The following is a 20,941-nucleotide window of genomic DNA, read 5'->3' on the forward strand; positions in this document are numbered from 1 at the left end:
TACTACCTCACAGACTGTTCACCAGTCTATTTTGATAACAGGTAATGTGATTATACCTGACCATACCTACTAATTAACATGTTCAGTACGGCACTCAGGGAAGAGATAGAAACAAAGTGTATTTCTAGGCTTCCAGCAACCCTAGATCTCTGTGAATACACCGTATATGCTTCCATTGTCCCGTCATCGAGTTAAATAATATGTTAAAAAATCTACTAATCATTTTTTTAGGAATCCATTTATTAATGGGAAACATTTTAAATTTCTGATATTGAAAGTAATAATATAACGTTTTTGCTTTAAGGTCAATAGGTATTACCAAAATTTTTCTGCCATTTAACATATGCAATATATTGAATGCGTTTTCATCGCCCGATTATTGGCTTTTCTGAAAAAATAATTTTTTATAAAATTTATTTATAATTTAATAAAACCGCCCCAACTCTATTTGTTGGAGCGGTTCAACTTTTGTTATGATATGCAATATATCGGTTGGTGATACGTATAAATTTTTTTACCGTACACTTTATAGAAAATCAGTTACTGCTCCTTTTGAAGAACAGGAAACCGTATGTGCATATTTACCTAGAATACCTTTTTTATATAAAGGAGGGGCAACCCAGTCTTTTTTACGGGCTTCGAGTTCTTCTTCTGTTACATCAAAAGAAATCTCCTTTTTATCTGAATCAACAGTTACTAAATCGCCTTCTTGCAAGAATGCAATTGGACCGCCGTCCTGCGCTTCTGGTGCGATATGGCCAACAACTAATCCATGGGTCCCACCAGAAAATCGTCCATCTGTTAAAAGCGCCACTTTCTCACCTAGTCCCTTCCCAACAAGTAAGCTGGAGATAGAAAGCATTTCAGGCATACCAGGTCCACCTTTTGGTCCCACATAACGGATGACTAGTACGTCACCTTCTTTGATTTCATTATTTAACACCGCTTCTGTAGCTTCTTTTTCATTATCAAATACACGAGCTGGACCTGTATGTCGTTTTACTTTTACTCCAGAAACTTTTGCTACAGCACCAGTTGGAGATAGGTTACCTTTTAAGACGATAAGTGGACCGTCTGCTCGTTTTGGATTTTCAAACGGCATGATCACTTGTTGGTCTTCCACTAGGTTTGGTGCATCTGCAAGATTTTCTGCAACGGTTTTACCAGTTACCGTTAAGCAATCCCCGTGCAAATATCCCGCATCGTAAAGAAGTTTCATGACTGCTTGTACCCCACCAGCATGATGTAAATCTTGCATCACATAACGACCGCTTGGTTTCAAATCAGCTAAATGTGGAACTTTTTCCTGCAATCGATTAAAATCATCCATTGTTAAATCTACTTCTGCCGCATGCGCAATGGCTAGTAAGTGTAAAATAGCATTGGTGGACCCACCTAGGGCCATAACAACAGTAATAGCATTTTCAAAGGCTTTCTTTGTCATAATATCTTTTGGATAGATACCTTTTTCCAATAAGCTATACACTGCTTCACCTGCTTCAACACAATCCGCAGCTTTTTCTGAGGATTCTGCTGGATTAGAAGAACTTCCAGGTAAACTCATTCCCATTGCTTCCATTGCAGATGCCATCGTATTAGCTGTATACATACCGCCACAAGCACCTGCACCAGGACATGCACTACATTCAATTGCATTTAATTCTTTATCATCAATATCTCCGTTGTTATGCTTACCCACACCTTCAAAAACAGATACTAAATCAATATCTTTTCCTCGATGACGTCCTGGAGAAATAGTACCTCCATAAACAAACACTGCTGGAACATTTGCATTAGCAATGGCAATCGCACACCCAGGAATGTTTTTATCACATGCACCAATCGCAACAAGCCCGTCCAAATTCTCTGCACCAACAACAGTCTCGATAGAATCAGCAATTAAGTCACGACTTGGTAAGGAATAACGCATTCCCTGAGTACCCATTGATATTCCATCAGATACGGTGATTGTATTAAACTGCAGTGGAACTCCTCCTGCTTGTCGTGCACCGTTTTTCGCTTGTGCAGCTAAGTCATTCAGATGAATGTTACATGGTGTTACTTCTGCCCACGTACTTGCAATACCAATCATTGGTTTCGTGAAATCCTCATCCGTTATACCTACAGCCCGAAGCATTGCACGGTTTGGTGCCTTGGTTGATCCTTCTGAGAACACTTTACTCTTGATACGTAAATCTTTTGTTTTTACATCAGTTGACATTCATACCCCTACCTTTCTTTCGAATCATTATATGCTTATTTATCTAATTGTTCAATGAATTTTTTCAAATCGGATAAATGTCATGTTATAAATTGACGATTTTTTAAATATTTTATAATCTTAAGAAACTTAATGTAATTATATTGACAAAAGCTATAATACTGCTATATTAACCATAAATAAGAATAACTTTTTCAGGAGGTTCATCCATTCATGAGTTTCAATATTTTGATTAGTGATCCATTGAGTGAAGACGGAATACAACCATTACGTGAAGCAGAAAATGTACATGTTGTGATGGAGACAAATTTATCTCCTGAAGAATTGGAAGAGCGAATTAGTGAATTTGATGCATTACTCGTTCGCAGCAGTACACAGGTAACCCGTTCGGTTATTAGCAAAGGGAAAAATCTCAAAATTATTGGTCGAGCTGGTGTCGGCGTAGATAATATTGACTTGGACGCTGCCACAGAACATGGCGTCATTGTTGTTAACGCTCCAAATGGGAATACGAACTCTGCTGCAGAACATACGATGGCCATGCTCATGTCTTTATCAAGAAACATTCCACAAGCCTATCTTTCTTTAAAGAATCATCAATGGGACCGAAAAAAATATGTTGGGGTCGAGCTTCGTGATAAGACGTTAGGAATTGTCGGACTTGGAAGAATTGGTACAGAAGTTGCTACTAGAGCGAAAGGACAGCGAATGAATGTGGTAGCCTATGATCCTTTCTTCACAGAAGAAAAAGCTGAAAAAATGGGCATCGGTTATGGTACCTTGGAAGAAGTCATCCAGCAAGCAGACTTTATTACGGTACACACGCCGCTGCTAAAAGAAACAAGACATATGATCAATGGGAAGGCTTTTGAAATGATGAAAGATGGCGTATATATCATTAACTGTGCGAGAGGTGGAATTATTGACGAGGATGCCCTCTATGATGCAATTGTGTCTAATAAAGTAGCTGGGGCAGCATTAGATGTTTTTGAAGAGGAACCATTTATGGACCATAAACTATTGGAACTGCCAGAAGTTGTTGCCACACCACATCTCGGTGCCAGCACATTGGAAGCTCAGGAAATTGTTGCAGTGGATGTTAGCGAGGACGTCCTTCGATACTTAAACGGAGATACTGTAAGAAATCCCGTTAACTTGCCTTCTCTTTCTAAAGATGTCATGAAGAAAGTCGAGCCATATTTTCATTTAGCTGAAAAACTTGGATCTTTTCTTATTGATCTAGTAGATGAAGTAGCCCAAGAGATTCATATTTCATATGCTGGTGAACTATACGATATGGAAGTGGCTCCTATTACGAGAAACACGGTGAAAGGAATCTTAAAACGACACCTAGGTATGCATGTCAATGATGTGAATGCTCTTTATCTTGCGGAAAGAAAAGGCATTATCGTCAATGAGAATAAAACATCTACCGCAAAAGGGTTCACCAACCTGATAACGGTTGAGATGAAAACGAAATCTCAAGTTAGAAAAGTATCAGGAACCTTATTAAACGGTATGGGTGCTCGAATTGTGAATGTAGATGATTATAGTGTGGACGTTAGACCAGAAGGCCATATGGTTGTTATTGAACACACCGACCAACCAGGGGTTATCGGTCGCTTGGGAAGCCTTTTAGCAGAGCATGATATTAACATCGCAACCATGCAAGTAGATCGCTCCGATGTAGGCGGGAAAGCAATAATGATTCTCACCATAGACCGACATCTCGATGATCCTGCACTCAAGGACTTAGATGAACTAGAAGTCATCAAAGAAGTGGTAGCAATAGATTTGTAAATGGAGTTTGTTTGATGGAAACCGGCTTGTTGATGAGCTGGTTCCTTTTTTATATTGTTGGGATCCTGTCCTTGTTTGTTATATATTCTCCATTGGTAACTTTCCCATTTTCGACGGTATCCAAATCACTAAATAAAAAACTCGTGACTACCACCATACCTCCAAAGAAAAAGTACACAACTTCCTGCTGTGTACTCACTCTATCTCTAACTACTCAATTATATCCAATACTTCTAAAAGCCCTGATACTTCATATGTTGGACGTACCTCTTCAGCTTCAATTCCTTTTCGATTAATCCAAACAGAACGAATTCCTGTGCGGTTTGCACCTAAGATATCGGTATTCAGATTATCCCCTACCATTAATACTTCATCAGCTGATACACCAAGCAAATGCAATGCATGTTCAAAAATACTTGAATCTGGTTTTCCTCTACCGTATGCTCCAGAAATTACGATTTCATCAAAATAAGGCCTGAGCTCTGGAGTAATCGTCAATTTTATATTTTGTAATTGCGGAGAACCATTGGTGAGTAGTAATAATTTATATTTTCCATGTAAGTGATCTAGTACCCTCAAACTATCTTCATACAGGTATGGAACTTTTTTGCGATTCTCCGGAAATGCCTTCGAAAGTTCCTCCCCAAAACTAGGATCATCTATACCTAATTCTTTTAAGCCAAGTGTCCAAGCTTGCTTTTGATAAACTGGCGCAATTTCTTTTAATTTTTCAAAGTCTTCCCCTTCATCTTCAAACTTTCCCCATAACCCCTCAAAAGGATTGATGCCAATCATTTTTGTAAAAGGATATACTTCATAACTTTCATACAGTTCTCTAGCTTTATTACGCACGGCTTTCTCTAATAAAGACGATTCTACGCTATATTTTTCTCTTGCTAATTCACAAGTCATTTTAAATGCTTGTCTTACGCTTTCTTCATCCCATAATAAAGTATCATCCAAATCAAAAAATACTGCTTTTAATTTCCCCATCTGTATTCCTCCAGTTTTTCTACTTTCTTTAAAAGATTACCAATTCTAAATCTAACATAAGCGAAACATCTTTGATTGACAAGTACGACCAGGTTTCTTTTTTGTAATTTTTTCACATCTAAACTTATTGGCATTCACATAAAATTGCAATCTGAGGGAAAAATTTCAAAATTTAGTCTTGCTTAAATAAAAAATTTAATTTATGATTAATAGAAATCTTTTATGCAAGGAGATAATATAAATGGTAAATCAGTCAATTCGCGTGGAAGAAAGTCAATCAAGAAAAAACAAACCGGATTCAAGTGAGTTAGTGTTTGGAAGAAGTTTTACAGACCATATGTTCGTAATGGACTATTCATCAGGGTTGGGATGGCACAATCCAAGTATCATTCCTTATCAGAATCTTTCTATAGATCCAGCTGCGATGATTTTTCACTATGGTCAATCTGTATTCGAGGGATTAAAAGCATTTCGAACACAAGATGGAGACATTCAATTGTTTAGACCCGAGAAAAATTTACAGCGTTTGAATCATTCAAATGAGCGTCTCGTCATTCCACCGATTGATGAGGAATTCGGATTAGAAGCAATTAAACAACTAGTAGAACTGGATAAAGAATGGGTTCCAGATGCAGAAGGAACGTCCCTTTATATCCGTCCATTTATTATTTCTAATGAACCATATCTTGGTGTAGCACCATCCGGTCATTATAAATTTATTATTATTATGTCACCAGTAGGTTCCTATTACAAAGAAGGCATAAATCCGGTGAAAATTGCAGTAGAAAATAAATATGTTCGTGCGGTTAAAGGTGGTACAGGAGAAGCTAAAACGGGCGGTAACTATGCTTCCAGCTTAAAAGCACAGGAAATTGTAGAAAAAGAAGGGTATTCCCAAGTTTTATGGCTAGACGGCCTAGAAAAAAAATATATTGAAGAAGTCGGCAGTATGAATGTCTTCTTTAAAATTAATGGCGAGGTTGTCACCCCAGCTCTTAACGGCAGTATTCTAGCTGGTATTACTAGGGATTCTGTACTTGAATTGCTAAGACATTGGGATATCTCAGTTACAGAACGGAGAGTCTCCATGCAGGAACTGTATGAAGCACATCAAGATGGCACACTGGAAGAAGCATTCGGTTCTGGTACGGCAGCTGTTATCTCTCCAATTGGGGAACTGTATTGGGATGGTAATCACTTAAATATCAACGAAGGCAAAACAGGTGAACTATCGAAGAAAATCTACGATACCATCACTGGAATCCAGTATGGAAAAATAAAAGATCCGTTTAATTGGGTGGTAAAAGTCGGAAAAAAGACTGAAGTGAAATAAAAGTGGAAATTCCCTGAAGCGCTTATGAGCTTCAGGGAATTTTTCTCGAACGGCTACTAAAAGTAGACCATCCTTTTAAAAGCTATTTGTTTTGATCTGACATACTTTGTTCGGCGATTTGAATCATTCGTTTGACCATCTCGCCACCCACCGAACCATTCTCACGTGCAGTAGTATCTGCTCCAAGCTCGACATTGAATTCATTAGCGATCTCTTCTTTCATGCTATTCAACGCACTATCAGCACCAGGAACTAACAGTTTATTTCTGCTACCTGCCATCAAGAATCACTCCTCGGGGGTATTGAACAGAATATATCTGTTCATATGTATCATTTAACTTAAAGAAATATTTATTCACTATGCCAACTCTTTCTTTTATTTATGGTTCTAAAGCAAGTTAATTGGCCATATACTATCAATGTTTTGGTTTTATGAAAAGCCATTTATTGGTAATAGGAACTGCGGTTACTTATCGGGAAGATTGTTGATTTTCAGCATTATTTTATTTTGGATTTTGTATAGACAGCTAATTTCTTAAAATAAGAATAAGTATCTAATTTAGTGCTTTGTTGATTTCCGCTCCGGGCAGTCGCTTTCCGCGGGCGGCTGATGAGCCTCCTCGTGCTATCGCACTGCGGGGTCTCATCTAGGCCTATCCTCCCGCAGGAGTCGACTGCCCTCCGCTCCAATCAACCTGCTTGTTTGTGTAACAGACTTATTCGAATAGCATAATAACAAGTAAGAAACTAGAAGCATCCAACTAGCGCAGGAAATACACGAAGTCTCCTTGAAAAAAGAAGACCACTTTTTTCTGCGTGCGATGTAACCCTGCCAAAGCGTTCCTTGTCTTGCGGGAAGAAGAGCATCGGTGAGACTACGTAGTGAGACAGCACGAAGGAGGTTCACCAGCTCCCCGCGGAAAGCGTAGTGTATTTCCGTAGCGGCTGTAAAGCAGAGAACTATTCTGAATTAAATAAATCAGATGTTTCTATCAACTACAACAATACAAAAAAAACAATCTTTTCGAAAGTATTCTTTTAAAAAATAAATTTACATAGGGGGATTGTACAAGTGGCAAAAGGCGTTCATCAGGTTGAGCTGGAGACTCCAATATCAACGATTTGGGATTTTGTAAGCAATATGAATAACTGGGCACCTTTAGTGCCTGGGTATGTGGATCACAAGATTATAGACGAAAGAAATTCTATTTGGAAGATACATGGTGATATTGGCGTCATGCAAAAAACAATTACCCTTAAAATCCGTATAACAGAATGGATTGAACCAGAAACAGTTGTTTTCCATGTAACCAGTTCAAATGACACCTGCAAAGGAAATGGGTACTTTAAGGCAAAAGCCGTCTCTAAATCGAAAACAAAAATGACCGGATGCCTGAACGTTACGGTAAAAGGCATGATGGGAACCATGATTAATCCTGTATTAAAAACATTCGTACCTAAAGTTGGAAAAGACTTTACAGAGAAAGTGGCAGCAAAAATTGTCGAACGTGACACAGTTCGCGCCACTATATAAGTGTGATTGAGGCTGAGACATAATCATAATAAAAAAGTTTATTCAAAAGACGAGAACCCAAAATTAAATCGTGTAAATTACCGGAGTGGTTGTTTGCTCAGGGTTCGTACTTTTTACAATTAAACTTCTTACGTTCCAGCCTCTTTTCCATTCCCATCATTCAGATTGCAGTTTACTCCCTTCCCTCTAAGTGTTAAAGTATTTATTAGCACTTTTAGCAGGAAGGAATCCAATCACATATGAAAATCACCAAGAAAAATACGTTAACCGAATATCTTTTTATTATAATTGGTGCTACAATCGTGGCATTAGCTTATAATATATTTTTCTTACCAGCAAGACTCGCTGCAGGTGGAATTTCAGGTATTAGTACCATTCTTTTTGAATTGTACCAACTCAGTCCATCTCTCGTTCAACTTGTAATTAACATACCTATCTTTGTTATTGGCTGGATAGCCCTTGGAAAAGATTTTAGTTGGAAAACTTTGGTAGGTACATTTTGGGTACCATTTGCTATTTTCCTAAGCGAAGACATTCCTTTCACGATAACCAATCCATTTTTAGGAGCTCTGTATGGCGGCATTATGTTAGGTATAGGGCTAGGAATTGTCTATAAAGGAAATGGTTCAACCGGAGGAACGGCAGCAATTGCTCAAATTGTTAAGAAATTTACTGGTATCTCCAGTGGCTACTCCCAATTCATTGTAGATGGAGTAGTAGTAATTTTTTCTATTATTGTTTTCAACCTGGAATTAACACTATATGCACTTATGGCCATTTACATTTCTGGAAAAGCCATAGATTTTGTACAATTACGAACCTCTACTACTAAGCTGATTTTAATCATTACCGAGGAAGAAGAAAAAATCCAATCCCTTATTCAAAAACAGCTTGACAGAGGGTTAACTAAAGTTCGATCAATTGGCGGTTATACGAATCAGGACAAAACAATGATACTTTGTGTCACCCAACAGCAAGAAGCTGTTCATTTGAAAAAACTCTTACAAAAAGAGGCACCCACTACCTTTGTTATCTTCATCGATGCATCAGAGATAATGGGACGCGGGTTCTCACTTGACAAATATTATGGACAGAAATTATAGAAGAAAAAAATGCTCATTCATCTAAGAATGAGCATTTTTTCTATTCTCCATGTTGGTGACTGTGAATGGTGTCATCCAAAAATGTTTCTGACTTTGTATGATCGTGTACATCACAATAATAGACCACTGTTTGGATAACATGTGTCTTATGGCAGGTACGAGTTCGTTTTATAAAATTTTTCCAGTATGTATATTCATGCGTTCCACCATCAACTTCATTGTAATCAACACTATATTCAACCCAGTTATGATCCAAGTCATCATCCATACCTATTACATCACTGTTTTCTGCAGCAAGTGAGTCGATGGATATCACTACCATCAACAAAAACATTAGGGATGTAAAAAAGACAAGAAATTTCTTCATCCTATCACCACCAGTTAATTGATTATTTTCTACGTTTGTCACCTTTACTACATAATAGTAGAATGACACATTCTACTTAATGTACAACTTATACTCTACTTAATATGACAAATAAACAACTAAATTATACACACTCCAACAAAAAAAACACTATTTTTTATTGGATAGATGAACCACTGATTATTACTATTTACACGTTAATAATGGTATTAATTGTCACAAAATAATAAATTGTCACAAAAATATCGAATTTAATACAGCTTTTATGTGATAAGATTTCTCTAGTACATTTAGAAGAATTCACAAAAGGTGTAATAATCATCCTTTTTGAATTCAGAACTTAAGGAGTTTTTGTGAATGATTGAACTAATAACAACTGCTGAATCCGCGTCACAAGCGGAATCACTACTTCAGGCAGGCATTGACATTTTATACATCGGAGAAGATGAATTTGGGCTACGTCTTCCCACCTCTTTTTCAAGAGAGCAATTAAAAGAACTTACTTGTTTAGCTCATGAACATGGTAAACAGGTGCGTGTGGCTGTTAATGCAATTATGCACAATGATCGTATCGCCACGGTAGTACCATACTTACAATTTCTACAGGATATTGGAGTAGATTCCATTACTGTTGGTGATCCCGGTGTCTTACACGTGATGAAGAAAAATAACATTACCTTGCCGTTTATCTATGATGCTCAAACACTGGTTACCAGTGCCAATCAAATCAATTTTTGGGCAAAAAGAGGTGCAGCAGGTGCTGTACTTGCACGAGAAATCACATATCCTGAGTTAGTCGAAATGGCCCCTCAGCTCATCGTACCAGCAGAAGTATTAGTATATGGTGCAACATGTATTCATCAGTCAAAACGTCCATTAGTAGAGAATTACTTTAATTTTGTTGATAGTAGTGAAGCGTCTAGCAAAGAACGAGGATTATTTATATCCGAACCCAAAAATAAAGAAACACACTATTCCATTTACGAAGATCGAAATGGCACTCATGTTTTTGCAACGAATGACATCAATCTTTTAGCAGAATTAAATAAGCTTCACGATATAGGACTAAAACAGTGGAAACTCGATGGGATCTTTACGAGAGGGGAAGACTTTGTTTCTATTGCGAAACTTTTTGTTCAGGCAAAATTAGCATTGGAATCAGGTAATTGGTCGAATTCCATAGAAGAAAAACTAAGTCACCAATTAATCAATTTCCATCCCAATGAACGTGGGTTAGATAAAGGATTCTATGCGAAAGACCCAAGTGAAATACAGTAAGAAGGGGAATACAATGAGAACAATTACACAAAAACCAGAAGTTCTAGCCCCAGCTGGAACATTAGAAAAATTAAAAATAGCCATTACTTACGGTGCTGACGCTGTTTATATTGGCGGAAATGCATACGGACTAAGAAATAGAGCAGGAAATTTCACATATGACGAAATGCGGGAAGGTGTCGAGTTCGCTAATCAGCATCATGCTAAAGTTTATGTAGCAGCTAATATGGTTACGCATGAAGGGGATGCAGAAGGTGCGGGAGACTTTTTCCGAACATTACGGGACATTGGCATACATGCAGTTATTGTCTCTGATCCAGCTTTAATAGAAATTTGTGCCATGGAAGCACCTGGATTACCAATTCATTTATCTACACAAGCTTCCGCAACGAATTATGAAACATTGAACTTTTGGAAAGATGAAGGACTAGAACGCGTTGTCTTAGCACGAGAAGTTAGCATGGATGAAATAAAAGAAATGCGACAAAAAACGGATGTTGAGATAGAGGCCTTTATCCATGGTGCCATGTGCATCTCCTATTCCGGAAGATGTGTACTTTCCAATCACATGTCCAATCGCGATGCAAATCGTGGCGGGTGTTCACAATCCTGCCGCTGGAAGTATGGATTATTCGACATGGATATCCCCGAGGAAAGAAATTCTCTACTCGGGGGTGATCCAGAAGAAGCCTTTTCTATGAGTGCAGTAGATATGTCCATGATTCGCTATATCCCGGATCTTGTGGAAAACGGAATTGACAGCTTGAAAATAGAAGGCAGAATGAAATCAATCCATTATGTATCTACTGTTTCCAGCGTCTATCGACAAGCAATTGATGCTTATTGTGCGGATCCTGATAACTATGAGTTTAAACAAGAATGGGAAGATGAACTATGGAAAGTAGCTCAACGTGAATTGGCAAGTGGATTTTATTATGGCATGCCAACAGAAAATGAACAATTATTTGGGAAGAAACGTAAAATTCCCGCGTATACTTTTATTGGTCAAGTTCTTGATTATGATGCTGAGACGCAAATGGCTACCATTCAGCAGCGTAATAACTTTGGCATAGGTGATGAAATTGAATTTTACGGACCTGACTATACACACGTAAATCAAACCATTGATGCACTATGGGATGAAGACGGAAACCCAATTGAACGTGCTCCACATGCTTTAATGCAAGTAAAAATGAAAGTTGCTTATCCAGTAAAACCGATGGACATGATGCGTAAACGTAAATAAATATAAAATAGACCAGTAGATGGATGAGTATCTACTGGTTTTCTTGATTTTGTAGTTTACATGTACCGCTACGGAAATACACGACGCTTTCTGCGAGCGCTGCTGAGCCTACTCCGAGCTATCGCTCTCCATAGACTCACCTGTCATAACAATAAAAATAGGAGTACAAAACATTATGCTTTGTACTCCTATTTAGGTGTGATATTTACAACCTTCTCTCCCATTACTGAACCTGTTATTCTAAGAGGTGGGCTTTGTCACTTATTTTGCTATCGTTTTTTCCCGTTGGCGCAATTCCACACGGCGGGTTTTGCCGGAACTCGTTTTTGGCAATTCGTTTATAAATTCGATTTTTCTTGGATACTTATATGGTGCTGTTAATTGTTTTGCGTGATTTTGCAGTTCTTTCACGAGCCCAGTTTCACTACTATCAACGTGATCCTGAAGAACAACAAATGCTTTTACCACATTCCCTCTTACTTCATCTGGACTGGCAACTACCGCACATTCCTTCACGGCAGGATGCTTTACTAATGCATCTTCTACTTCAAATGGCCCAATTGTATAGCCGGAGCTGACAATGATGTCGTCGTTTCTACCTTCAAACCAGAAATAACCTTCTTCATCTATTTTGGCTTGGTCTCCAGTAATATAAAAGTCCCCTCGGCAAGATTTTTTCGTGCGTTCTTCATCTTTATAATAAGCCTTAAATAATGCGGGTGTATCAAGTGGAACAGCAATATCCCCTACTTCACCAACTGGTACTGGGTTACAATCTTCATCAATTAGCTGCACATTGTTTCCAGGTGTTGGTTTTCCCATTGAACCTGGTTTTACCTTCATTCCTTTTAAAAATCCTAATAACAACGTATTTTCAGTTTGACCATATCCATCGCGGACAGTCACACCAAAATATTTTTCAAACTGATCAATTACTTCCCGATTTAATGGTTCTCCGGCAGAAACCGCACTGTGTAAAGATGGCAGTTGATAGTCTGCTAGATTATCTAGTTTCGCCATCAAACGGTATTCTGTCGGAGTGCAGCAGAATACATTTATACCATATTTTTCTAGTAAACTCATATATTTTTTTGGTTCAAATTTCCCATTGTAAACAAAACCAGTCGCACCAGAGCCTAAAACAGATAAAAATGGACTCCACACCCATTTCTGCCAACCTGGAGCAGCAGTTGCCCAAACCTTATCTCCTTCATTGATAGCTAGCCAATTAGCTGGGGCAGTTCTCATATGGGCATAACCCCAAGCATGGGTATGCATCACAGCCTTTGGATTACCGGTGGTACCTGACGTATATGGCAAGAAAGCGAGGTCTTCACTTGTCGTGTGTACAATCTCCAGTTCTTCAGAGGCCGTCTCTTTTATTCGTTCTAATTCATTCCAGTCCTCTTTCTTACCCCCAACTGAAAATTTGACTAACTCTTCGTATTGATCGATATCATTAAATTGCGGTGTAAATGCTGCATAGCTAACAACGCCACGTACTTCTCCATGAGTAATTCGGTATTGTAAATCTTTCGTCCGAAACATTTCCGAACAAGGTATGATGATAATTCCCGTTTTCAATGCTGCGATATATACCTCATAGGTTTCGATGGACCGGGGCATCATTACCAAAAGCTTATCCCCTTTTTTAATACCATGTTCTAATAAGATATTACCAATTTTATTAGCATTTCGAATTAAGTTTCTATACGTAATTTCATTTTGATTTCCTTTATCATCTTCTACTATTAACGCTTTTCGATTAGGTTCCTCAGCATATTTCTCAAATTCCATAACAATATTATAATTCTCAGGAGCTATTAAACTTGACTGATTCATTATTACATCTCCTAACATTTTTTAGCACTAGATACTAATTTCTAGTAATTATAACAGATAATAAAAAAATTAGAAAGGGGTGCATCGTCTGTATATTTTCTACAAACAATCTATGTTATGATTAAATTAAGATAAGGGAGGAATGAAGATGAATAAAAATCAATTTCAGGCAAAAGCAAATAAAAAACAGCTCACCTTAACTCCAGTAAAACTTGTCCTATATAAACAGACTAAAATTATTGAATCGACAGATCCACATGCTAATTTCTACTATATTATCTATTACAAAAATAATTTCATAAATGGAGTAAAAGCTAATAAAATACGCCTCCACTCCTATATCCATCAAGCATTTAAGAATGGCATTCATTTTGATGGCACACACCCATTAGTCAATCAATTAATTCAAAGTGAACAATCTTTTCATTTTATCAAGTTTAATCAACTCATTAAAACCTTACCGAAATCCTACACTAAAAAAGAGATAGCCTTTGTCTTCTTATTCTTCAATTCCTTCACGAAACCAGGCTCAAGTAAAAATTTATTTAAAAATACGTTTTATGACTTCCGAAGAAACGGTCAAGACTTTTCCGCCTACCAAGCTTTAAAATACTATTCCAACTATAATCCAAAAGATAAATTTGTTTTTGATATGATTCACAATATAGAATTCCAGCGTTATGAAAAACAGTATAAAGAGTTAGAAACTATTCTTGAAAATGACCCAAACTATGCCGAATTGATTTGTTTTGAAAATCGTAATAACAAGGACACAGCTGAACGATTATTTTCACTCTATAAAGATCAAAATCGCGTTTTTGATGAGATAGCCGTTCGAATTGACCTTCTGAAACACTCCTTCACAGAGGAGAATTATCAAAATCTTGAAACATTGTTGAATGAATTACCATTTGATGTTCAAATTGGTATTTTAACTAATTTGATTAAAGCAGACCATGCAGAAATAGTAGAGAAAAAACTGCTTTCGCTTTTACTGGAAAGCGGATTATCAAATAATGTTACCGAATTCCTGCTTACAAGCAAATTTGAACCAACTCCCGAACAACTTCCTATCATTATAAAACAAATCGAGCAAACCGAAGACGAAGTCCTTATTGCCAACTTTAAACAGGCCAACAAAAGATTGTTAGCTTTATCAGGACAAAACAGCAAAACCCTAGAACGTTTGGTAAAACCTTTTGTTTCGGCAGCTTTAGACACTTTCGAATTAACCGACATCATTAATTGGTTTCAACCATTCCGAGATGCTCATCTTCACCTCCCTATTGAAAAGAAAGTTATAAAAATGAAACAACTTGCGAATGACCCAGATAGGCAATTTGCTCTTGGTGAAATGTATCTTGATTTTCATCAATGGGAAAAATCGATTGACTGCTTTAAATGGGAAATGGAATTACACCCAGAAGACCCAAAACCTGTTAATTACTTATCCAAAATTTACAACGAAATCGGTAATAAGGATGAAGCTAAAGCATATCAGCAGTTGATGGTACAAATGAATAAATGATAATGGGTAGGGACAGACATTTTATTATGTTGGAGTTGATGGAAACTTCTAATTTATTTAATTAAGAATAGTTATCTCTCGCTTACACTTATGAATGTTTTCTGCTGTCATTCGCTCCGGCAGAATACTTCGCTATATTACATGCACTAGATATTTTTAAAGCTAAACTTCATAATTTTACGTTTAGGGTAGTTGGTCCTCCTAGAATAATGAATTTTTCTAGTAAAAATTAAGTAGAGCAGGAACTAAGCGGAGGAAATACACGGAGACTCCTTGAAAAAAGAAGACCACTTTTTTCTGCGTGCGATGTTTTGCTGCCGAAGCGTTCCTTGTCCTGCGGGAAGAAGAGCATCGGTGAGACTACGTAGTGAGGGAACTACTTGAATAATCTCCCTTGTCCCTTGCACTGAGAAAGCCCGCTTCGAAGCATTACTGGAAGACTGAGGCGCACACGATCTTCAGCACGGAGGAGGCTCACCAGTTCCCCTAAGGTGCGCGTAGTGTATTTCCGTAGCGGGGACAGAGCAGTATTCTGAATTAAAGATATCAGGACTCTATATAGAATGCGAATAACTATAACAAACAATACTTATTTCCAAAAACATAACTAATGCCCAACAAAATATAACATAAAAAGTGGAGCGGATTTTGCGAGCTTCACTTTTTTAGCTTGGATTTTCTTACACTTTTGTCTTACTTTTATCCTGTATCTTCTATAAATAAACTCCCCCTTTTATTAAAACCTATAAAATAACTTGGAATTTTGATAAAAACCATTGACACATCAAACACAAACTACGTATAATATAGAATATTAAACCAACTATTTTCATAGGAATTATAATGAATGAAGGAGAGGTTCTATTGTTCCTACAACTAAAACAAGTTGGAAAAACTTTTACAACAGAAGAGAAGCAGTTTCAGGTATTTTCCAACATTGACTTAGATATTACAGAAAATCAATTCGTTTCTATTCTTGGACCCTCTGGATGTGGGAAGTCCACACTACTTTCCATGGTTGCAGGACTTGAGGAAGCATCAGAAGGTACGATTAGTCTAGAAGGGAGCCTAATTAAAACTCCTGGGCCAGATCGTGGAATGGTATTTCAGCAGCCTTCCCTTTTTCCATGGCTAAACGTACGTGACAATATAACCTTTCCTCTGAAGGGTAAGATGACAAAACAAGAGGCAAATGATCATGCTGACCACTTTTTGAAAATGGTTCAATTAAGCAGATTTAAAGAGAATTACATTTTTGAACTCTCTGGTGGAATGCAGCAACGAGTAGCTATAGCACGAGCACTGGCAATGGATCCAAAAGTATTGTTAATGGATGAACCATTTGGTGCCTTAGATGAACAAACTCGCCATATTATGCATGATGAACTGATGAAGATTTGGCAAGAAACACAAAAAACGATACTGTTTGTCACTCATAGTATCAATGAAGCTATTAAACTATCAGATCGCATCGTAGTAATGGGAACTAGACCAGGTCGTATCATTGCTGATATTAACGTAGATATTCCTAGACCTAGGGAAAGAAGTAATTTAGAAGTAATTGAACTGGAGAAGGAAATTATGAGCTTACTTGAAGGGGAAATAAATAAAGTCTTAAAGGAAGAGTTGAATCAATGAAGTGGAATTTAATTATCAAACGTATTTTATTTTTAGTGGTGGTCATTGGCATATGGCAGCTTATTTTTACCTTAAATATTTTTGAAGATATTATTTTCCCTTCCCCTTTCAAAGTGTTTACTGCGTTGTATGAAGGGTTTGCCGGTGGCGATTTCTTCGTTGCATTAGGAGCAAGTTTCAAGCATTTATTTTCTGGTTTATCACTGGCAATCGTCATTGGAACCATTATTGGCGTTATTTTTGGAAAGTCCAAACAAGCTGATGAGACTGCTGGAATGTATTTGATTGCCATGCAAAGTATTCCAAGTATTGTATGGGTTCCATTAGCAATCATGTTATTTGGTTTCACTGAATTTGCCGTTGTCTTTGTTATTGTACTTGGTGGTACATTTGTTATGGCACTCAACGTTCGATCCGCCATCCATAATGTTCCCCCACAGCTGACTCGAGCAGCAAGAACAATGGGAACCAAAGGATTTCCTCTATTTTATCGAGTGGAAATCCCAGCAAGTATACCGTATTTCATGTCTGGTCTTCGCCTAGCATGGGCATTCAGCTGGCGTGCATTAATGGCTGGTGAACTACTATCTAATGGGCCTGGGTTGGGCTACACATTAAGCTATGCACAAGACTACGCACGAATGGACCAGGTTATCGGAATTATTATCATTATTGGAGTCATCGGCGCACTTGTCGATCACTTCGTATTCTCCAAACTAGAAAAAACCGTCATGCGTAGATGGGGCCTACAATAGGTGCCTGTTACTTCCCGGATTTTGTCGAACCAGGTATCCCTAGGTCTTCATTGATTGTAATGCGTGTGGAAATTTCGGGTGGTGCCTGGCACTCCCCGGAAATTGTCGAAGGGTTAATTATTTTACCATTATTATAGAAAGGGTTGATTTATTAATGAGGAAGTTTTTATTGTTGGGGGTTATTGCTTTAAGCTTGGTGCTAGCTGCTTGCGGAAGCGGTGAAGAGGAAAGCTCTGCTGAAGGAAGTATTCCAGATGAAGTTACGATTGGATATTTCCCAAATATTAACCATGTTGCCGGGATGGTTGCAGAAGAGAAAGACTTGTATTCTGAAACATTTCCTGATGGAACAACGGTAAATTATCAATACTTTCCTGATGGTTCTTCTTTTATGACTGCTCTTGCAGCAGGTGAAATTGAAGGCGGACTTGTTGGACCAGGACCAGCAATGAATCACTTTACAAGCGGCTCGAAAATCAATGTGATTGCAGGAGGATCGACAGGTGGGACAGTTATTATGGCAAGAAATGATGCAGAAATTGAAACGCCTGAAGATTTAGTTGGAAAGACATTTATTTCACCACGTGTTGGTTGCACTCATGATGTACAATTTGAAACATTGATGAGTGAAGTATATGACATGACTTCCGACCGTACAGGTGGAGAAATGAAACATGTTACTGGAGAACCTGCAACTTACCATAGCATGTTTGTTTCTGGTAAAATTGATGCAGCTACAGTTCCTGAACCATGGGCATCTGTAATAGAAGAAGAAGGAAGTGGAAAAGTTTTAATTGACACTCCTGATGTTGCCTATGGAGAGACTTTGCCAGCTGCTGTATTTGTCACTTCTCAAGATCTTGCAGAGAATAACCCTGAACTCGTTCAAAGTATTGTAGACGGTCATAAGAAAGCAACCGATTTTATCAATGAAAATCCAGAAGAAGCAAAAAGTATTGCTGGTGCTAAAATTGAAGAAATTACTGGCCAAGGGCTATCTGCATCCGTCATTGACAATGCATGGAATAGAATTAATTTCACCTATGAAGTGGACGGCGATGTATTACAAGAATTTGCAACGTCCTCTTATGAACTAGAATTTTTAAATGATGAGCCAAACTTAGAAGGATTAGTAAACACAAGTTTCTTAGAATCTAAAGTAGCTTCAAAATAAGCATAAAATAAGTTTGCGGGTAGCTAAACTATTCGCAAGCTTTTTTTATTTGCCAGTTAGCGACCAAATTAAAAACCGATTCTATTCATCTATTGGTAGAATCGGTTTATTCGTTCGTATTTATTTTTTGTGGTTACCATCCTATATACACCCTTTATTTGTATTTTATTATCTTAACCTAAAGACATTCTCATAAAACTTTGCATTTTTTTCAATATGTTTTTCAAATGAATGAAGTAATTTTCTCATTTTGTATTCCTTCTTTCCTGTTTATTTAGTACGTTGATCTTTTGATAGTCTTTCGTAGGCATCTACATACAATTCATAAGGTTGTTTAATGAATTCTTTAATAAGTTTCTTCATTTTATCTCTCCTTTCTTCTATATGTTTATTATGGTAGAAAAGGGGAATTTTTACAAAATCGATGAAATCGATAACATTAATCATGTAAACGAAAACAAACGAAATGAAAACGGGGACATCTCTGTTTATCATAGATTTTCGCGATATATCACCCGTTTTCTCTTTCAAATATTTCATCGCCTTACTATCTACCGCTTACATTTTGGGATATAAAAATAACCAGGCTTAAATTATAAAATTCAAGCCTGATTATTAGTTTTTTCTTCAGGGCTCTTATTCTTTCTTCCTACTTTTACGAAGAATAAAGTATATAATTATACCTATAGTACCTAAAAGAATAAAGATTGGCAGATTCCCAACAAGAAAAACAAAAAGACCGGATAATACATTTATGAGGAAATTAACACTTTTTAAGAATTGCTGTTTGGTTTTTTCCCAGGTATTCAAATCCGATTCACTCATTCCAGCAAGCGTTACATCATTTTCCTGGAGATAGATTGTGACAGTAGCTAAGTCTGCTTTATTCTCCAGATAGTTCATACGCCCGGTAATTTCCTCTATCTCCTCTTGCAATTGTGCCAAATCATTGGATATATTTAACAGATCCTCCGTTTCCTCCGCTTGTTCCATGAAGGATAGTAATCGTTCTTCTACAATGACCTTTGATTTCAAGCGTGATTCCAGATCAATGTATTCCTCTGTTACATCCTGTCCTGTTGTTGAACTTTCTAGAACATTGGTACTTCCATCCTCCACAAATAGCATAAATTCCTGAAAATGACTTTGCGGAATTCTTGCCGTAATGTGGCCATTGGCAGTTCTATCCTCTGTTTCTCCACTGATAGACGATTCCACAATATATCCATCATATTCTGCTGCTTTCGTTTGAATGGATTGAAGTGCGCTTTCTAGATTTTTCACTTCCGCATCTATGTTTGCCGTATATATAACCTTTCTATCAGAAGCACTGACCTCCTTACTGTTACTTTTTTCTTGATTCTCCGTTACAGAGGCATCATGCGCTTCACTAGCCCCATCTCCAGCTAGTGAATTTTCTTCCACAGAAACAGAATCTTCTATTGCTGCGGAGTCACTGGATTCCATATTATCTTCATTGCTGCTGCAAGCTGTAAGTAATACAAAAATACAAAAAATCCATAATATCCAATATTTCTTCATCAACCTCTCCCCCTATAAATAATCCATTTTAAACTTAGTCGGATTTCAAGGGGAAATGTTACAAGAACATCAAATAGTTGATAAAGGAATGTAACTAAAAAAGCCACCAAATTTAATTTGATAGCTTTTCCTGTAAATTTTAAACTATTTTACAATCATAACCGGACAATTTGCTCGTTTTGCAACCTTATGACTGACACTTCCTAATACAAATTCCTGCAGGCCGTTGAGTCCCCTACTTCCGATCACCACTACGTCAAATTTATTATCATTGGCATGACTAACAATTTGAGGTCCAGGTTCTCCATGCAGAAAAACTATTTCATACTTAATGTTTGCTGCTTTTGCCATACGTTCAATTTTTTTAATTTGAACTTTACGTTTATCGCTCATATCAGCGGAATTCCAATTCGCCAGCACATCCGATTTCACTTTATCATGGTCAACTACATATACAATGTCTACTTGGGAATTTACATTCATTTTGGCTAGCTCCATAGCATGTTCCGCCGCACGATTAGCATGTTCCGATCCATCTGCTGCTAATAAAATTTTATGATACATCACATTCCCCCGCTATCTATTTA

18 protein-coding genes are annotated in these 20,941 nt (G+C 37.4%); 10 read left to right on the plus strand and 8 right to left on the minus strand.

What is annotated here, in order from left to right; all coding sequences use genetic code 11:
* Window positions 1–526: 526 nt before the first annotated feature.
* Window positions 527–2,221, minus strand: coding sequence for a dihydroxy-acid dehydratase (gene ilvD / locus D8M06_RS05250; RefSeq protein ID WP_121203306.1), 1,695 nt, complete (start codon window positions 2,219–2,221; stop codon window positions 527–529).
* Between the two features lie 213 nt (window positions 2,222–2,434).
* Between ilvD and serA the strand changes: the two genes are divergently transcribed.
* Window positions 2,435–4,021, plus strand: a complete 1,587-nt coding sequence (gene serA, locus D8M06_RS05255; RefSeq protein ID WP_121203307.1) for a phosphoglycerate dehydrogenase — start codon at window positions 2,435–2,437, stop codon at window positions 4,019–4,021.
* Window positions 4,022–4,231: 210 nt separating this feature from the next.
* On the opposite strand, the gene D8M06_RS05260 is transcribed toward serA, so the two are convergent.
* Window positions 4,232–5,014, minus strand: a complete 783-nt coding sequence (locus D8M06_RS05260) for an HAD family hydrolase (RefSeq protein WP_121203308.1) — start codon at window positions 5,012–5,014, stop codon at window positions 4,232–4,234.
* 241 nt (window positions 5,015–5,255) lie between these two features.
* Here D8M06_RS05260 and D8M06_RS05265 point away from each other — a divergent pair, with 241 nt between their 5' ends.
* Window positions 5,256–6,347 (plus strand): branched-chain amino acid aminotransferase, encoded by a 1,092-nt coding sequence (locus tag D8M06_RS05265; RefSeq protein ID WP_121203309.1) that lies wholly within the window; start codon window positions 5,256–5,258, stop codon window positions 6,345–6,347.
* 82 nt (window positions 6,348–6,429) lie between these two features.
* Here the strand turns inward: D8M06_RS05265 and D8M06_RS05270 are convergent, their stop codons facing one another.
* Window positions 6,430–6,627: an alpha/beta-type small acid-soluble spore protein gene (locus D8M06_RS05270; RefSeq protein ID WP_121203310.1), complete on the minus strand. Its 198-nt coding sequence runs from the start codon at window positions 6,625–6,627 to the stop codon at window positions 6,430–6,432.
* 792 nt (window positions 6,628–7,419) lie between these two features.
* Here D8M06_RS05270 and D8M06_RS05275 point away from each other — a divergent pair.
* Window positions 7,420–7,881 carry an SRPBCC family protein gene (locus tag D8M06_RS05275; protein WP_121203311.1) on the plus strand — a complete coding sequence of 154 codons (462 nt, stop codon included), beginning with the start codon at window positions 7,420–7,422 and terminating at the stop codon, window positions 7,879–7,881.
* 239 nt (window positions 7,882–8,120) lie between these two features.
* Window positions 8,121–8,984, plus strand: coding sequence for a YitT family protein (locus D8M06_RS05280; protein ID WP_121203312.1), 864 nt, complete (start codon window positions 8,121–8,123; stop codon window positions 8,982–8,984).
* 40 nt (window positions 8,985–9,024) lie between these two features.
* Here the strand turns inward: D8M06_RS05280 and D8M06_RS05285 are convergent, their stop codons facing one another.
* Window positions 9,025–9,351 (minus strand): hypothetical protein, encoded by a 327-nt coding sequence (locus D8M06_RS05285; protein WP_121203313.1) that lies wholly within the window; start codon window positions 9,349–9,351, stop codon window positions 9,025–9,027.
* Window positions 9,352–9,708: 357 nt separating this feature from the next.
* On the opposite strand from D8M06_RS05285, the gene D8M06_RS05290 reads away from it, so the two are divergent.
* Both D8M06_RS05290 and D8M06_RS05295 read left to right on the plus strand, forming a co-directional pair.
* The gene (locus D8M06_RS05290; RefSeq protein ID WP_121203314.1) at window positions 9,709–10,629 is read left to right on the plus strand and encodes a peptidase U32 family protein; all 921 of its coding nucleotides are present in this window, start codon (window positions 9,709–9,711) and stop codon (window positions 10,627–10,629) included.
* Window positions 10,630–10,642: 13 nt separating this feature from the next.
* Window positions 10,643–11,875, plus strand: coding sequence for a peptidase U32 family protein (locus tag D8M06_RS05295; protein ID WP_121203315.1), 1,233 nt, complete (start codon window positions 10,643–10,645; stop codon window positions 11,873–11,875).
* Between the two features lie 261 nt (window positions 11,876–12,136).
* Here D8M06_RS05295 and mbcS read toward each other — a convergent pair whose 3' ends face one another.
* Window positions 12,137–13,717: an acyl-CoA synthetase MbcS gene (gene mbcS / locus D8M06_RS05300; RefSeq protein ID WP_121203316.1), complete on the minus strand. Its 1,581-nt coding sequence runs from the start codon at window positions 13,715–13,717 to the stop codon at window positions 12,137–12,139.
* 148 nt (window positions 13,718–13,865) lie between these two features.
* Between mbcS and D8M06_RS05305 the strand changes: the two genes are divergently transcribed.
* The 4 genes from D8M06_RS05305 (at window position 13,866) to D8M06_RS05320 (ending at window position 18,812) form a co-directional block, all read left to right on the plus strand.
* The gene (locus D8M06_RS05305) at window positions 13,866–15,245 is read left to right on the plus strand and encodes a tetratricopeptide repeat protein (protein ID WP_121203318.1); all 1,380 of its coding nucleotides are present in this window, start codon (window positions 13,866–13,868) and stop codon (window positions 15,243–15,245) included.
* A gap of 864 nt (window positions 15,246–16,109) precedes the next feature.
* Complete coding sequence (locus D8M06_RS05310; RefSeq protein ID WP_194074615.1) at window positions 16,110–16,883, plus strand: ABC transporter ATP-binding protein; 774 nt, start codon at window positions 16,110–16,112, stop codon at window positions 16,881–16,883.
* Complete coding sequence (locus D8M06_RS05315; protein WP_121203325.1) at window positions 16,880–17,638, plus strand: ABC transporter permease; 759 nt, start codon at window positions 16,880–16,882, stop codon at window positions 17,636–17,638. Before D8M06_RS05310 ends, D8M06_RS05315 begins: the two co-directional genes overlap by 4 nt.
* A gap of 154 nt (window positions 17,639–17,792) precedes the next feature.
* Window positions 17,793–18,812 carry an ABC transporter substrate-binding protein gene (locus D8M06_RS05320; protein ID WP_121203326.1) on the plus strand — a complete coding sequence of 340 codons (1,020 nt, stop codon included), beginning with the start codon at window positions 17,793–17,795 and terminating at the stop codon, window positions 18,810–18,812.
* A gap of 270 nt (window positions 18,813–19,082) precedes the next feature.
* Here the strand turns inward: D8M06_RS05320 and D8M06_RS05325 are convergent, their stop codons facing one another.
* The 3 genes from D8M06_RS05325 to D8M06_RS05335 all read right to left on the minus strand — a co-directional run bounded on the left by D8M06_RS05325 (window position 19,083) and on the right by D8M06_RS05335 (window position 20,918).
* The gene (locus D8M06_RS05325) at window positions 19,083–19,343 is read right to left on the minus strand and encodes a hypothetical protein (RefSeq protein WP_121203328.1); all 261 of its coding nucleotides are present in this window, start codon (window positions 19,341–19,343) and stop codon (window positions 19,083–19,085) included.
* A gap of 105 nt (window positions 19,344–19,448) precedes the next feature.
* Window positions 19,449–20,354, minus strand: a complete 906-nt coding sequence (locus D8M06_RS05330) for a DUF4349 domain-containing protein (RefSeq protein ID WP_121203330.1) — start codon at window positions 20,352–20,354, stop codon at window positions 19,449–19,451.
* 144 nt (window positions 20,355–20,498) lie between these two features.
* Complete coding sequence (locus D8M06_RS05335) at window positions 20,499–20,918, minus strand: universal stress protein (RefSeq protein ID WP_121203331.1); 420 nt, start codon at window positions 20,916–20,918, stop codon at window positions 20,499–20,501.
* Between the last annotated feature and the right edge of the window lie 23 nt (window positions 20,919–20,941).

Source organism: Oceanobacillus halophilus (genome assembly GCF_003628505.1).
Taxonomy (GTDB): domain Bacteria; phylum Bacillota; class Bacilli; order Bacillales; family Amphibacillaceae; genus Oceanobacillus; species Oceanobacillus halophilus.